This window comes from Nonomuraea sp. NPDC005983, assembly GCF_040614375.1.
In the GTDB taxonomy this organism is placed as follows: domain Bacteria; phylum Actinomycetota; class Actinomycetes; order Streptosporangiales; family Streptosporangiaceae; genus Nonomuraea.
The window spans coordinates 25,986-40,115 of sequence record NZ_JBEXUP010000053.1 but is presented as its reverse complement, the minus strand read 5'-3'; the positions used below and the strand labels follow the sequence as shown (position 1 = coordinate 40,115).

The following is a 14,130-nucleotide window of genomic DNA, read 5'->3' as shown; positions in this document are numbered from 1 at the left end:
AAGCGGTCCAGGGGAGTCGGCTCACACCGGCTCCCCTGTTCGGCTCCCCGAGGGGGAGGTAGCGGCCTTGCCGGTGAGGGAGTCGAGTTGAGTCAGGATCGACGGGTCGCTGATCTTCTCGTCCTCGGCGAGCAGGAGCACCTTGCTCAGAATGATGCTCGTCATCCGGTCTTCGTCGGCGAACGGCAGGAACAGCCGCCGGTGCGCCGTGGCGCCGAACGAGGCGGGCACCACACAGAGGTAGCCGCCCGGGTCGACGTGGATGCTGCCGCTGGTCAGATGCACCCGGTAGGTCGCCCGGGTGCCGCGTACCACGGCCGAGTGCCCTTCGACGGTGACCCGGGCCAGCCTCAGGTCGGCGATGAGCGCCGCGAGCACCTGCGCCCGACTCGCCGCCTGCGCCGGCGACAGGTACGCTTCCGGCTCGGTGCCGGCGACCGACACCACCAAGTCCAGGTCTCGCATTACCTCGGAGAACACCACCGGCGGCACGTCGACCAGCGGCACTGGTGTGCCGCCGACGCTGCCCGAGCCGGTCGGGGCGCCGTGACGGCCCGGGTCACGGTGGGCGCCGGTCAGGAAGCGGATCTCGCCGACAAGGACGTCCCCCATCCCGAAGTAGCCGTGGAAGTCGCAGCGCAGCGCAGCGATGAGGCTGTCGCCGACGGCGCGGGTCGCCTGGTGGTCGTCGTACTCGCCGTGGGTGGACCAGCCCCGGCCGGACAGCAACTGGCCCGCCACCTTGCCGTTGACCGTCTGACCGGCGAACCGCCGCGACACGTCGCCCGCCTCGCGTTCCGCGGGAGTGAGCGCATACAACTCCCGGAACGCCTGCTTGACCGGCTGCCGGAGGCGACGCCGCACGATCTCCGCCTGCCAGTCGGCGAGCGCCCCCCGCTCGTGCAGTTCGACGGGGTGGACGGCGGTGACCGGGCCGGTGGTGTCGACCTGGTCGAGCAGGTCGATCACGCCCGCTTGGTCCCGCCAGAGCAGCGCGGGCAGCATCGCCGCACCGGCGGGCAGCGACAGCAGCCGGGCCAGTTCGTCCGGCGCCAGCGTACCGGCGGTAGCGACCAGCCGCTCCACCAGCCTGGTCCGCATCCGGCGAGCCTGGTCCCGCAGTCGCTCCTGGTGCTCACGCAGCTCCTGGTAGCCGGGGTCGGCGCGGACGGCGGCCGGCACCGACTTCAGCGCCTTGCCTGCCCGGCTGACCGTCATCGCCGGGTCGGCGCCGTCGAACCGCAACGCGATCTGGTAGTCGCCGACCTTCGCCTCCATGGGCGTCTCGGTGGCGATGCGCGCCTCGCAGTCCCATTCGAGACGGCTCGCCTCCGGAACGCCGGCCACCTGCGCCAAGTGATCGAGGGCGACCGCGATCGCGGCGGCGTGGCTGTGTCTGCGATTGGGGCCGAGCTTGGCGCCCTTCTTCGCGGACTCGCGCAACGCCAGGTAGCGGTCGAGGACCGTCTCGTCCGGACCGAGGGGCAGCATCCCGAACGCGGCGATACCCTGCAGCGCGTTGTGCTTGACGCGCTTCAGCACCTGGGCGCGGTTCCACCCCATGACCGCGGAGACCAGCTCGTTCGGTTCGAGTTCCAGCAGACGCCGGGCGGCGTCCGCGCCGGCGTCCTCGATCGCGGCGAGGAGGACGGCCCGGTCCTGGCGGGTGGCCTCGCCGACGGGCATCGCCCGGATCAGGCGCAGCAACGGCGCGGCGCGTGCCAGGCCGAACAGCGGTAGCAACGCGTCGGCGTCACCCGCGCGCAGCCGCCATCCGAACGCTCGGCGCTGCTCCTCCACCGGCCGATCCCGCAGCAGGTCGAGCAGGGCGCCGCGGTCCTCGTCGGTCAGTTCCGCCACGCCGAGGTGGTCGGCCACCCGCTGGTCACCGTGCCAGGTCAGCGCCGCCCGGACGAACCTCAGGCCGCGGGGCACCGGCACCTTGGGCAGCTCGTCCCAGTCGGCCGGGGCTGGTGCGGAGACGAGCCGCCAGGTCAGCGCGTCCACGTGTTTCCGTACGGCGTCCGCGCAGGCGAGCGGCGGGCTGGTCGCGTCGCCGCTCGGCGACTGGCCGATGATGGCGTAGCCGAGGTAGCGGTCGTCGGTGAAGGCCCGTTCGACCACGGTGGCGTCCAGGGCGCCGGCCCGGTGCAGCGTGTCGAGAATCTGCGCCACGGTCTCCCGGCGCAGGGTGCCCAGTGGGGTGGAGATGAGCACCCGCAGCAGGTGGGTGTCGGTAGTGGCGATGGCCCGCTCCGCCACCTCGTCCAGCAGCAGCCGGTGGCGGACGTCGCGCCCGAGGAACGTGGCGAGCAGGGCTTTCCGGTGAGCCGTCGGCCACGGCGCGGCCAGCAGGCCGGTGATGTCGTCCGGCCGGTCGACCGGGAAGCCGGCGTCGTAGAGCTCGTCAACCTCCGCGACGATATCGCCCACGTGCGGTGCCAGGTTGCCGATCGTCTGGTCGTCGCCCTGCTTGATCCGGAGCCGGATCTCCTCGGCGGTGTCCCGCAGGCCCGCGAGGTCGCCGGCCTTCGCCGCGACCCGCGCCTGGTCCACCAGCCGCCACAGCGCCTCGCGCTGTTCGTGGACGACGTGGATGTAGATCTCTGGTACGGATCGCTCCACCGTAATCAGCCTCCCGCCAGCGCGACCAGCCTCAGGAACACGACCGGCTCACCGAGCCGAAGCGCGGCCTCCTCGTCCAGGTCGACGACCTGCCGTCCGCCGACGAAGACCACGAAGGCGCCCCGGGCGAAGGCCCGGTGCGCCCGGGCCACTTCCGTGGTCACGTCCGGGTCCGCTGGCACCTGCGGCGGCATCCTGATCGCACCGGTGCCGGCCTGCGTCCGGAGATCGTCGTTGGACAGGTACTGGCGGTCGAGGATCTGCCGGCAGCGCGCCGCGTCGGCGCGCAGCTCCCGGATCTGCTCCTCGACCGTGCGCCGGATCAGCTCCCGCACTGTCGTGCCCTCGTCGGCCAGCCGTACCAGCACCGCTGGCAGGTCATCGCCGGACCTGCCGGGCATCCGGCTGCGCACCTCGATGTCGACCATGGCCGCCACCATAGAACAGCGGGCTGACAGCCTGGCCATATCGGGGTCCCGCCGTCAGGGGGTGACGGGACGCGGCGTTCGCGCGCAGGGCTCACCTCGCCCCACGGTCCACTGATGACCTGCGCCTCCTGATTACCAGGGAGGTAATCGTGCTGCTTCCCTGCTTTCGGTAACGTGGCCTGGTATGGGAGCAGTTGCCGTACAAGAAGAGACTTTTGGTGATTTGCTGCGGACGTGGCGGCAGCGCCGCCGCGTGAGCCAGCTCGACCTGGCGATCGAGGCGGACGTGTCGGCCCGGCACATCAGCTTCCTGGAGACCGGGCGTGCCCGGCCGAGCCGCGAGATGGTGATGAAACTGTCGGAGGAGCTCGGAGTGCCGCTGCGGCACCGCAACAGACTGCTGATGGCGGCGGGGTTCGCGCCGGTGTTCCCCGAGCGGGCGGTGCGCGCGCCTGAGATGCAGGTGGTGCGGCAGGCGCTCGACAAGATCCTCGCCGGGCACGAGCCGTACCCCGCGCTGGTCGTGGACGCCGAGTGGAACCTGGTGGCGGCCAACAGCGCGGCGGCGATGTTCATGGACGGGGTCCCGGCGGAGCTGCTGGAGGAGCCGATCAACGTGATGCGGCTCTCCCTGCACCCCGACGCGATGGGCGGCAAGCTGGCGAACCTGCCGGAGGTCCGCGCCCACCTGCTGTACCAGCTGCGCAGGCAGGCCGAGGCGTCCGGCGACGGGCGGCTGGCCGAACTGCACGACGAGCTCGCCGCCTACACCTACCCGGGTGTGAACCTCAACGTCGCGCACGTGCCCGGGCCCGCCGACATCCTGGTGCCGCTGCGCGTCAGGCACGGCGACCGCATCCTGTCGATGTTCACCACGATCGCCACGTTCGGCACGCCCGTGGACGTGACGGTCTCGGAGCTGGCCATCGAGACGTTCTGGCCCAACGACGAGGAGACCGCCGCGGCCTTCCAGCCGAGCCCGCGGCCCTCCTGACCCCGTCCGTCCTGATCCCGTCCGTCCGTCAGATCACGGCTCGCCCTCCGACTGGACGACGTCGCGGTGGATGCGCGCCAGGGGCACGCCGTCGGTCTGCAGCCGCCGCACCGTCTCGTTGACCATCGCGGACGGGCCGCAGACGTACACGTCGTGCTCGGCCCACGAGCGGAAGCGCTGCGTGACCTCCGGCAGGTGGCCGCGCATCCCGTCGTAGGACGGCTGCCCCGACACCACGGGCAGCACCCGCAGCCACGGGTAGGAGGACTCCATCCGGATCAGGTCGGGCAGGTCGTACAGCTCGTCGGCGGTGCGCGCCCCGTACAGCAGATGGACGTTGGGGCGCCTGTCCGAGGAGATGACCTGCTCGATGATGGCCTTCAGCGGCGCCAGCCCGGTGCCGCCCGCCACGCAGAGCACGTCGCGGGCGCTGCGCTCGCACAGGGTCAGCGTGCCCATCGGCGGGCCCAGCATGATCGTGTCGCCGACACGGGTGTGGCTGGTCAGCGCGGTCGAGACCCAGCCCCCCGACACCGAGCGGACGTGCAGTCTGATCGTGTTGTCCGCGCGGGGCGCGTTCGCGATGGAGAACGTCCGCCACACGCGCGGCCAGCGCGTGGTCTGCACGCTCACGTACTGCCCCGGCTTGTACGGCAGGAGCTGCGTGGGCCGGAGCGTGATGACTGCGATGTCCGGAGTGCGCAGCTCGTGGTCGATCACCTCGGCCAGCCACCACGCGGGGGCCACCCCGGCGTCGGCCTCGGCCGCCTTGATCATCAGGTCGGCGGCGACCGAGTAGGCGGCGACCCAGGCCGCCTCGATCTCGGCCGTCCAGACGTCCGCCGCGAACCGTTTGATGGTAGCGAGCAGCGCGTTGCCGACCGCCGTGTAGTGCTCGGCGAGCACGCCGTACTTGCGGTGGTCGCGTCCGAGCTGGCCGAGGAAGGAGGCCATGCTGTCGGGGCTGTCAAGGCTCCACACGACGCGGGTCAACGCTCTGAAAAGCCGGTCACGCTGGACGTCCATCGCGGGCGGGAACATGCCCCGCAAGTGCGGACTTTCGGCGAACAACCGGCCGTAGAAGTAGGCCGCCGCCTTGTCGGCCAGCGGTTCCACGACGGAGAAACTCTCTTTTACCAGGCGCGGATTCAACGACATTCCAACGACCCCCACCTATAGTCCGGAATGACATTCCGGACGAGCTTGCCACCTCCCTGACGGCTCCGGGTGACGAGCGTCCGGAGGGCCCCGGCTCAGCCAGACGCTCAAAAATGAGTGTTACACCGCGTCCTGGGCGTCACAACCGTTTCACCCCAATGGGGTGCGAACAAGAACTTTCCGTAATGGCGCTGTTATTTTCCGTGCACACGCTGTCACGATTTATCGGGATCTAAAGTGAATGTTTATCGTGTTCGCTTTCCCGGTCATTTGTCGCCTCGACGGGGATGCGCTGCCGGGCGCCGGGGGTGGCGTGTCGTCGGCCATGCCACCTGCGGCCCGCCGCCTGGCGGACCGCTCTCGGCGATGTGCCGGTACCCGCTGGCCCCGCTCACGGGGCGGGGCCGCCGGCGGGCGGGGAGCGCTCCCGGAAGTCGTACATGAGCGACAAAGGGGATATTTAGCATCTTTGCCATATATCTGACGATTGTCGGGGATTAAGTTGACTGATTCTGTGAAGTGGACATAATCGGATCTTGGTCCAGCCGCGCGCCGCGCCACGCCAATCCATCCCGCAAAGGCAGTCATGGCACGTTCCCAAACCTCCCGGCAGCCGCACTGGCTCTGGCCCGCCACCCTGGCACTCCCCGTGGCCGTCGCCGTCTGCGCGTTCGCCGCCACGATCGTCGACAGCAGACCGGGCGCCATCTGGGCGTCCGTGGCGGCGGGAGTCCTCGCCCTGGTCACCTTGGCGGCGGTCGCCGGGCTCCGGCAGGGCAGCGCCGAGACCGAGCGCGCGCTGGCCCAGCGAGAGGCCGCCACCAAGCGGCGTGAGGCCGAGTTCCAGCACCACCTGCAGCAGCGCAACTCCCAGTGGGGCAACCACGTGAACGCCCGCTCCTCGGCGCTGGAGGAGGCGATCAAGTACCTGGTGGAGGCCAGGATCCCGGCCGTGATCAGCGAGTCGGCCGTGCCTCCGCCGCGCCAGAACAGCGCGCTGGACGAGGACGCGGCGGCACGCCTGGAAGACCTGCTCGACGCCGTCTCCGACGTCGCCAAGCAGGAGCGGGAACGGCGGGAGTCGCTGCGCCTGGCCACCCTGGCCCTGGCCAGGCGGGTGCAGACGTCCGCGCACCGCATCCAGGAGACGGTGTCGCTGATGGCCGACCGGCACTCGCACAACCCGGACGTGCTCGAGGCCGCCATGCAGGTCGACCACGCCGCCGCCCAGCAGGGCCGGCACGCGCAGAGCCTGGCCGTGCTGTGCGGCGAGTGGCCGGGCCAGCAGTGGCCCAAGCCGCTCGCCCTGGTGGACGTCGTGCGCGCCGCCGCGTCCAGGATCGTCGCCTACAAGCGCGTCGAGGTGTCGGGCGACCCCGACACCGCGGCGGCCGCCCACGTGGTGGAGCCGCTCATCCATCTGGTGGCCGAGCTGCTGGCCAACGGCACCCAGTCGTCGCCGCCGTCCACCAAGGTGCTGGTGGCGGTCCGCAACGTGCAGCGCGGCGCGGTCATCGAGATCGACGACGGCGGCGTCGGCATGGACGACCACCACCTGGAGCAGGCCCGCGAGATCGTGTCCGGGCGCAGGCCGGTGGACGTGGGCGAGGTAGGGGAGATCCCGCAGACCGGGCTCGCGGTGATCGGCCACTACGTGCGCCGCCACGGGTTCCTGGCGGACCTGCTGCCCTCCCCGTACGGAGGGGTGCGCGCGGTCGTGCTGGTGCCCGGCGAGGTCGTCGAGACGCTCGAACCCGCACCCGTGCACGCGCTGCCGAAGACGGCCCCCCGCCACGACACGCAGCCGATCGAGGCCGCCCCGTCCGCCGAGGAGCAGGGAGGCGACGACGGGCTGCCACGCCGCCGCTCACGACGCGGGACGGCCGGCTCCGACGGCGGCATGGAAAGCAGCACAGACGACAGCACACACAACAGCACGGACGGCGCCGCGGCCTCCGCGCCTCAGCCGACCCCCGAGCAGGCGGGCGCCTGGATGGCGGCCTTCTTCGACCACGGGACCGGCGAACAGAACGATCAATGACGGAGGAACGGATGCAGCAAGATCAGGACTGGATGATCGCCGAGGTCGTCTGGGTCCCGGGAGTCCGGCACGCCGTCGTGCTCAGCTCCGACGGCCTGCTCAAGGCCCGCTCCCCGGGCACCGACAGGGACGTCGCCGACCGCCTCTCGGCCGCCTGCTCCGGGTTGCAGTCGCTGGCGCAGAGCGTCGGCCGCGAGTTCGGCTCCGACAGCCGGGCCGTCAGGGAGCTGATGGTGGGCTTCGAGGGCGGCTTCCTGTTCGCCCGGTCGGCGGGAACCGGCTCCCACCTGGTCGTCATCACCGATCCGGTCGTGGACCCCCGGCTGATCGCGCAGCAGATGCAGGCCCAGGTCAACAGGATCGGCGAGCGGAACTTCAGCACCCCGGCACGCGGCTCCACCAGGACATGAGCGGCCAGGGCGAGTACCACGACAGCGCGGTGCGGCCGTACGTCCTCACCCAGGGCAGGGCCCGCCCGTCCCGCAACACGATCGGCATCGACACCCTGCTCGTCGCGGCCGACACGGACAAGCCGCTGCCGGTCTCGGCCAGCCGGCAGGAGCGCGACCTCCTGCGCATGTGCGGGCGGCTGCTGTCGCTGGTGGAGGCGGCGGCCCACCTCCAGCTGCCGCTGAGCGTGGTCGGCGTCCTGGCCTCCGACCTGGTCGACTCGGGACATCTGATCGCCCGCTCCAGCATCCCCGAGGCCACCCGTCCCAACCTGGACACCCTGCAGGAGGTGCTGAATGGGCTCCGCAGGCTCCGCTGACCGCTACCTGCCCGACACGGTCCAGCAGGCCGTGAAGATCCTCGTCGTGGGCGACTTCGGCGTCGGCAAGACCACGCTGATCGGCTCGGTCAGCGAGATCGAGCCGCTGCGCACCGAGGAGACGATGACCGAGGCCAGTATCGGCGTCGACGACCTGGCCGGGCTCGAAGGCAAGGCCACCACCACCGTCGCCATGGACTTCGGCCGCATCACGCTCAGCCCCCGCATCGCCCTCTACCTGTTCGGCACGCCCGGCCAGCAGCGGTTCTGGGACCTGTGGACCGGCCTGGCGATCGGCGCCGTCGGCGCGCTCGTGCTGGTCGACACCCGGCGGCTCGAGGGCAGCTTCGAGGTGCTCGACCAGCTCGAACTGCGCGACGACCTGCCGTTCGCCGTCGCGGTCAACCACTTCCCCGACTCCGGCCGGCACAGCTCCGAGGCGCTGCGCGAGGCCCTGGACCTGCGACCGGGCACCCCCGTCATCGACTGCGACGCCAGGAACAGGCACTCCTCGGTGGAGGCCCTGATCGCCCTGGTCCAGCACGTACTCACCGCACAGAAGGCCACCGTATGACTCCGCTCTCCGCGACCACCTCCTGCCCCGATCTGTTCCGGCAGCTGCGCCGCGAGTGGGGGAACGTCGCCTGGGTGGAGCTCGAACCCGGCGTCGGCGCCTGGCTCGTCATGGGCTACCAGGAGCTGCTCACCATCACCCGGCAGGAGAAGCTCTACTCCCGCGACGCCCGCAACTGGCGGCTGTTCCAGGAAGGCGTGGTGCCGCCCGACTCGGGGCTCGGCCCGATGATGTTCTGGCGGCCCAACGTGGTCGGTGCCGACGGGGCCGAGCACCGCCGCCTGCGCCGCCCCCTCGACGACGGCGTGGCCGCCATCGACCAGCGCCGCATGCGCCGCGCCGTCGAGACGATGTGCAGGCAGCTCATCGACGGCTTCGCCGAGCGGGGCAGCGCCGACCTGGTCGGCGAGTACGCCGCCGTGATCCCCATGCTGGCCATCGCCGACCTGTTCGGGCTCGACACCGACCAGGGCCACGAGCTGCTGGCCGCGCTGCGCGCCCTGTTCGGCAGCGCTGAGGACTCCCAGGCGGGCAACCGCAAGTTCGAGGAGATCCTCGGCGGCATCCTGCACGCCCGCAAGCAGGCCGCCGCCGACGACCTCACCAGCCGCTTCCTCGCCCACCCCGACCTGCGCGGCGACGCCGAAGTGCTGCAGTCGATGGTGGTGATGATCTCCGCGGGCCAGGAGACGACCACCACCTGGATCGCGCAGACGCTCCGGCTCATGCTCACCGACCCGCGCTTCGCGGGCCGGCTGCGCGGCGGGCGGCTCGGCGTGGACGACGCCCTGGACGAGGTGCTCTGGCGCGACCCGCCCATGACCAACATGCCCGCCCGCTACGCGCTGCGCGACACCGAGTTGGGCGGCCAGCGCATAGCCAGGGGCGACGCGCTCATCCTCGGCCTGTCGGCCGCCAACTCCGACCCCCGCGTCCACAACGGCGACCAGACCATCGAGCTGGGCAACCGCGCCCACCTGGCCTGGAGCGCGGGCCCGCACGTGTGCCCCGCCCCGATCCCCGCCCGGCTCATCACCCGCACCGCCGTGGAGACCGCGCTGCACCTGCTGGCGGACCTGCGCCTCGCGGTGGACGCCGCAGAGCTGACCCCGCACCCCTCGCCGTGGACGCGCTGCCCCGCCTCGCTGCCCGTTCACTTCAGCACCGCCCTCATTGGAGACCGCTCATGATCCCCGTTGTCACCCTCGACCCCACCGGGACCGACCACCACGGCGAGGCCGCCAAGCTGCGTGAGCTGGGGCCCGTCGTGCGCGTCGTCCTGCCGGGGGAGATCCACGCCTGGGCCGTCACCCGCCACGAGGAACTGGCCGCGCTGGTGACCGACCGCCGGGTCAGCAAGGACTGGCGCAACTGGACCGCCATCCGCCAGGGCGACATCCCCGACGACTGGCCGCTGATCGGCATGGTCAAGGTCACCAACATGGTCACCGCCGACGGGCGCGAGCACCACCGGCTGCGCAAGTTCGTCACCCAGACCCTCACCCCGCGCCGCGTCCAGACGATGCGGCCGCGCATCGCCGAGATCGTGGCCGGCCTGCTGGAGGACCTGCCGGGGTGCGCGGCCGCCGACGGGTCCGTGGACCTGCGCCTGCACTTCGCCTACCCGGTGCCCATGCAGGTCATCTGCGAGCTGGTGGGCGTCCCGGAGGACGAACGCCCCGAGCTGCGCGCCCTGGTCGACAGCATCTTCCGCACCACCACCGCCCCCGAGGAGGTCATCGCCACCCAGCGCGACATCTACCTCCTGCTCAACCGGCTCGTCGAGGCCCGCCACGCCAAGCGGGGCGACGACCTCATCAGCGACCTGCTCGCCGCCCAGGAGAACGACCCCGACCGGCTCACCGACGAGGAACTGGTGGGCACCATGTGGCTCATGCTCGCGGCCGGCCACGAGACCACCCTCAGCCTGATCGTCAACGGCGTCCGCGCCCTGCTCACCCACCCCGACCAGCGCGCCGTCGCGCTGGCGGGCGGCGAGCACACCTGGTCCGCCGTCGTGGAGGAGACCCTCCGCTGGGACGCCCCCATCGGCAACTTCATGGCGCGCTACCCGCTGGAGGACATCGAGATCGCCGGCGTCACCATCCCCGCCGGCGAGGCGATCCTGGCCCCGTACAGCGCCGTCGGGCGCGACCCGGGGCAGCACGGGCCCGACGCGGACCGCTTCGACATCATGCGGGAACAGCGCAGGCACCTGTCGTTCGGCGGCGGCCCGCACCTCTGCCTCGGCGCCCCGCTGGCCCGCCTCGAGGCCGCCATCGCCCTGCCCGCCCTCTTCGCCCGGTACCCGGACCTCGCCCTGGCCGTGCCCCCGGAGCAGCTCGCCCCCGTCCCGTCCCTGTTCTCCAACTCCGTCGCCGCCCTGCCCGTCCAGCTACACGGCTAGCTACGGCGCCCACCCGGAGCAGGGATCTTCGGGAGATGTGACATAAGCGAAATGGTGTGCGCCATGATGGGCTAGTGACTGTCGCCCATCTGGCGGCACGAACTCCTGCACGCCCCTGGAGATCGCATGTCCCGACCGCTGATCGGCATCACCGCCTACTTCGAAGCCGCCCGTTGGGGGGACTGGGTGCGGGAGGCGGTGCTGTCGCCGCCCGCCTACGCCAAGGCCGTCGAACGGGCCGGCGGGGCGCCGCTGGTGCTGCCGCCGATCAACCTGCACGCCGTCGACGACTACGTGCGTCAGCTGCGCGGGATCGTGCTCGCCGGCGGCGTCGAGGTGGGAGCCGCCGCCTACGGGGGCGAGCAGGACGCGCGGGCGGCCGAGGCGCAGGCGCACCGCGACCGGTTCGAGCTGGCCCTGGCCCGCGCGGCCGTGCAGGCCGACGTGCCGATCCTGGCCGTCGAGCGGGGGATGCACGTGCTCAACGTCGCCCAGGGCGGCACGCTGATCCCCTGGCTGCCCGACGTCCTCGACCACGACCGGCACGCCGAGCCCGGCACGCCGCACGTCATCCAGGTGAGCGTGTCCAGCAGGCTCGGCAAGGCGGTCGGCGACCAGGTGGAGGTCGTCGCGCCGCACCGCCAGTCGGTGCGCAGGCTCGGCGGCGGGCTGCTGGCGGTGGCGTGGGCCGACGACCAGATCGTCGAGGGGATCGAGCTGCAGGGGCACCGCTTCGGCGTGGGCGTCCAGTGGCATCCGGAGCGCGGCGAGGACGGCCGGTTGTTCGATGCGCTCGTGGAAGCGGCCCGCTAGGCTGCGATCATGCCGCTGCACCCCCAGGCGCGGGAGTACGTCGCGCTGCATCCGTCGGACCTCGACACCGACCTCGCCACGCTCGACCTGGCGAAGATCCAGGAGATGCGCGGGCAGGACACGCTGGCCGCGCAGCGGGGGCCGCTGACCCGGCTGCCGTTCGTCCGCGACGAGACGGCCGAGGGCGTGCCGATCCGGATCTACCGGGCCGACCGGGGCGACGACCGGCTGCCCGTGGTCGTCTACTTCCACGGCGGCGGCTGGGTGTTCGGCAGCGTCAAGCGCAACGACGCGCTCGGCCGCGACCTGGCCATCCGCACCGGCGCGGTGGTGGTGTCCGTCGACTACCGGCTGGCCCCCGAGCACCCGTTCCCCGCCGCCGCCGACGACGCCTGGACCGTGGTGCGCGACATCTTCGCCCGGCCCGCCTTCTACCAGAGCGACGGCGCCGTGGCGGTCCTCGGCGACAGCGCGGGCGGCAACCTGGCGGCCGTGGCCGCCTGGCAGGCCCGCGACGCGGGGCTGCGGCTGGCCCACCAGGTGCTCGTCTGCCCGGTGCTCGACGCCGCCATGGACACCGCCAGCTACCGCGAGTTCGCCAAGGGTTTCGGGCTGGACGCCGAGGAGATGGCGTGGTTCGTCGCCCGGTACGCGGGCGGGGCCGACCCGGCGGATCCGCGCCTGTCGCCGCTGCGGCTGCCGTCGCCGGCGGGCCTGGCCTCCGCGACCGTGGTGACCGCCGGGTGCGACGTGCTGCGCGACGAGGCCGAGGCGTACGGCAGACGGCTGGCCGGGGCGGGCGTCCCCGCCGAGGTGCTCAGGTTCGACGGCGCCGTGCACGGCTTCTTCGGCCTGCCAGGGCTGTTCGACCAGGCCATCGAGGCCCGCGAGCACGTCGCGGCCCGGCTGCGGCAGGCCTGGGAGGAGGCGTCGTGACGTACGAGAAGCTGAAGACCGACACGCCCGCCGACGGCGTCCTGAGGATCACGATCAGCGAGCCCCGCAGGCTCAACGCCGTCGACATGACCGGCCACCGCGAGCTGGCCGAGATCTGGCGCGACGTCGACCGCGACGACTCCGTCAGGGCGGTCGTGGTCAGGGGCGAGGGCGAGGCGTTCTCCGCCGGCGGCGACCTGTCGATGATCGAGGAGATGACCCGCGACCACGCCACCCGGCTGCGCGTGTTCACCGAGGCCCGCGACATCGTCTACAACGTCCTCAACTGCTCCAAACCGGTCGTGTCGGCCATCCAGGGCCCGGCGGTGGGCGCCGGGCTGGCCGTCGCGCTGCTGGCCGACGTCTCGGTCGCCGGGCGCACCGCCCGGATCATCGACGGGCACACCCGTCTCGGCGTCGCGGCCGGCGACCACGCCGCGATCATCTGGCCGCTGCTGTGCGGGCTGGCCAAGGCCAAGTACCACCTGCTCCTGTGCGAGCCCGTCACCGGCGAGCAGGCCGAGCGGATGGGCCTGGTCAGCCTCTGCGTCGAGGACGACCAGGTGCACGACAAGGCCCTGGAGATCGCGGTCAGGCTGGCGTCGGGCTCGCAGGAGGCGATCCGGCTGACCAAGTACGCGCTCAACAACTGGCTGCGCCTGGCAGGCCCTGCCTTCGACGCGTCCCTGGCGATGGAGTTCCTCGGGTTCACCGGCCCCGACGTGGCCGAGGGTGTGCGCGCGCTGCGCGAGAAGAGGCCCCCGTCGTTCTCCTGACCAGGTGATACACCCCGGCCCTCGGGTAGTGGCAGCACATGACAGACAAGGATGTCGTGGATCTGCTGCTGAACCAGCACGAAGAGATCAAGCGCCTGTTCACCGAGGTCGAGAACGCTGCCCCGGACGACAGAGCGGAGGCGTTCCAGCGGTTGGTGCGCCTGCTGGCCGTGCATGAGACAGCAGAAGAGGAGATCGTCCACCCGTACACCCGACACAAGCTCGACGACGGCGACGAGGTCGTCGGTGAGCGCCTGGCCGAGGAGAACGCGGCCAAGGTCATGCTCAGCCGGATCGAGCAGGCAGGTGTCGACGACCCGCAGTTCGCGGCGAACCTGGCCACGCTGCGCGCCGCGGTGGTGGAGCACGCGGAGGCCGAGGAACGCGAGGAGTTCCCCCGGCTGAGGCAGCAGACCAGCGACAAGGAGCGGCGGGCGATGGCCGCGGGAGTCAGGGCCGCCGAGGCCGTGGCGCCCACCCACCCCCACCCGGGGATGGAGAGCGTGTCGAAGAACCTGCTGCTGGGCCCACCGGTTGCGATCATGGACAGGGCCAGGGACATGATCCGCAAGGCGATGAGCAGATCAGGGTGACCGTCAGGTCCACCGC

14 protein-coding genes are annotated in these 14,130 nt (G+C 71.7%); 11 read left to right on the top strand and 3 right to left on the bottom strand.

The features are described from left to right. Window positions 1–21: 21 nt before the first annotated feature. Complete coding sequence (locus tag ABZ297_RS23230) at window positions 22–2,625, bottom strand: DUF4132 domain-containing protein (RefSeq protein WP_355349723.1); 2,604 nt, start codon at window positions 2,623–2,625, stop codon at window positions 22–24. 5 nt (window positions 2,626–2,630) lie between these two features. Further along, entirely contained in the window at window positions 2,631–3,053 is a 423-nt protein-coding gene (locus ABZ297_RS23225) for a hypothetical protein (protein ID WP_355349720.1), read from the bottom strand. A gap of 184 nt (window positions 3,054–3,237) precedes the next feature. Between ABZ297_RS23225 and ABZ297_RS23220 the strand changes: the two genes are divergently transcribed. Beyond that, window positions 3,238–4,047 (top strand): helix-turn-helix transcriptional regulator, encoded by an 810-nt coding sequence (locus ABZ297_RS23220; protein ID WP_355349717.1) that lies wholly within the window; start codon window positions 3,238–3,240, stop codon window positions 4,045–4,047. A gap of 33 nt (window positions 4,048–4,080) precedes the next feature. Here ABZ297_RS23220 and ABZ297_RS23215 read toward each other — a convergent pair whose 3' ends face one another. Next, window positions 4,081–5,163 carry a globin domain-containing protein gene (locus ABZ297_RS23215; RefSeq protein ID WP_355349714.1) on the bottom strand — a complete coding sequence of 361 codons (1,083 nt, stop codon included), beginning with the start codon at window positions 5,161–5,163 and terminating at the stop codon, window positions 4,081–4,083. A gap of 628 nt (window positions 5,164–5,791) precedes the next feature. Between ABZ297_RS23215 and ABZ297_RS23210 the strand changes: the two genes are divergently transcribed. From ABZ297_RS23210 to ABZ297_RS23165, 10 genes are all read left to right on the top strand, one after another. Next, on the top strand, window positions 5,792–7,246 hold the full coding sequence (locus ABZ297_RS23210; protein ID WP_355349711.1) for a hypothetical protein: 1,455 nt from the start codon (window positions 5,792–5,794) through the stop codon (window positions 7,244–7,246). 11 nt (window positions 7,247–7,257) lie between these two features. Then, window positions 7,258–7,656, top strand: coding sequence for a roadblock/LC7 domain-containing protein (locus ABZ297_RS23205; protein ID WP_355349708.1), 399 nt, complete (start codon window positions 7,258–7,260; stop codon window positions 7,654–7,656). Next, window positions 7,653–8,015 carry a DUF742 domain-containing protein gene (locus ABZ297_RS23200; RefSeq protein ID WP_350805898.1) on the top strand — a complete coding sequence of 121 codons (363 nt, stop codon included), beginning with the start codon at window positions 7,653–7,655 and terminating at the stop codon, window positions 8,013–8,015. Before ABZ297_RS23205 ends, ABZ297_RS23200 begins: the two co-directional genes overlap by 4 nt. Next, entirely contained in the window at window positions 7,993–8,589 is a 597-nt protein-coding gene (locus ABZ297_RS23195) for an ATP/GTP-binding protein (RefSeq protein ID WP_355349705.1), read from the top strand. The genes ABZ297_RS23200 and ABZ297_RS23195 overlap by 23 nt, the downstream gene beginning before the upstream one ends. Further along, complete coding sequence (locus ABZ297_RS23190; RefSeq protein WP_355349703.1) at window positions 8,586–9,779, top strand: cytochrome P450; 1,194 nt, start codon at window positions 8,586–8,588, stop codon at window positions 9,777–9,779. The genes ABZ297_RS23195 and ABZ297_RS23190 overlap by 4 nt, the downstream gene beginning before the upstream one ends. After that, complete coding sequence (locus ABZ297_RS23185) at window positions 9,776–10,996, top strand: cytochrome P450 (protein ID WP_355349700.1); 1,221 nt, start codon at window positions 9,776–9,778, stop codon at window positions 10,994–10,996. Before ABZ297_RS23190 ends, ABZ297_RS23185 begins: the two co-directional genes overlap by 4 nt. 126 nt (window positions 10,997–11,122) lie before the next feature. Next, a complete protein-coding gene (locus ABZ297_RS23180) occupies window positions 11,123–11,809 on the top strand; it encodes a gamma-glutamyl-gamma-aminobutyrate hydrolase family protein (protein WP_355349697.1) in 687 nt (228 codons plus the stop codon). A 9-nt stretch (window positions 11,810–11,818) separates the two neighbouring features. Further along, window positions 11,819–12,745 (top strand): alpha/beta hydrolase, encoded by a 927-nt coding sequence (locus ABZ297_RS23175; protein WP_355349694.1) that lies wholly within the window; start codon window positions 11,819–11,821, stop codon window positions 12,743–12,745. Continuing rightward, complete coding sequence (locus ABZ297_RS23170; protein ID WP_355349691.1) at window positions 12,742–13,521, top strand: enoyl-CoA hydratase/isomerase family protein; 780 nt, start codon at window positions 12,742–12,744, stop codon at window positions 13,519–13,521. The genes ABZ297_RS23175 and ABZ297_RS23170 overlap by 4 nt, the downstream gene beginning before the upstream one ends. Before the next feature lie 38 nt (window positions 13,522–13,559). Next, window positions 13,560–14,114: a hemerythrin domain-containing protein gene (locus ABZ297_RS23165; protein ID WP_355349688.1), complete on the top strand. Its 555-nt coding sequence runs from the start codon at window positions 13,560–13,562 to the stop codon at window positions 14,112–14,114. Window positions 14,115–14,130 lie beyond the last annotated feature (16 nt).

Coding starts and splice junctions, on each gene's coding strand:
- ABZ297_RS23225 (WP_355349720.1), bottom strand. CDS start 3,053: ATGGTCGACATCGAGGTGCGCAGCCGGATGCCCGGCAGGTCCGGCGAT.
- ABZ297_RS23220 (WP_355349717.1), top strand. CDS start 3,238: ATGGGAGCAGTTGCCGTACAAGAAGAGACTTTTGGTGATTTGCTGCGG.
- ABZ297_RS23210 (WP_355349711.1), top strand. CDS start 5,792: ATGGCACGTTCCCAAACCTCCCGGCAGCCGCACTGGCTCTGGCCCGCC.
- ABZ297_RS23205 (WP_355349708.1), top strand. CDS start 7,258: ATGCAGCAAGATCAGGACTGGATGATCGCCGAGGTCGTCTGGGTCCCG.
- ABZ297_RS23200 (WP_350805898.1), top strand. CDS start 7,653: ATGAGCGGCCAGGGCGAGTACCACGACAGCGCGGTGCGGCCGTACGTC.
- ABZ297_RS23195 (WP_355349705.1), top strand. CDS start 7,993: ATGGGCTCCGCAGGCTCCGCTGACCGCTACCTGCCCGACACGGTCCAG.
- ABZ297_RS23190 (WP_355349703.1), top strand. CDS start 8,586: ATGACTCCGCTCTCCGCGACCACCTCCTGCCCCGATCTGTTCCGGCAG.
- ABZ297_RS23185 (WP_355349700.1), top strand. CDS start 9,776: ATGATCCCCGTTGTCACCCTCGACCCCACCGGGACCGACCACCACGGC.
- ABZ297_RS23180 (WP_355349697.1), top strand. CDS start 11,123: ATGTCCCGACCGCTGATCGGCATCACCGCCTACTTCGAAGCCGCCCGT.
- ABZ297_RS23175 (WP_355349694.1), top strand. CDS start 11,819: ATGCCGCTGCACCCCCAGGCGCGGGAGTACGTCGCGCTGCATCCGTCG.
- ABZ297_RS23165 (WP_355349688.1), top strand. CDS start 13,560: ATGACAGACAAGGATGTCGTGGATCTGCTGCTGAACCAGCACGAAGAG.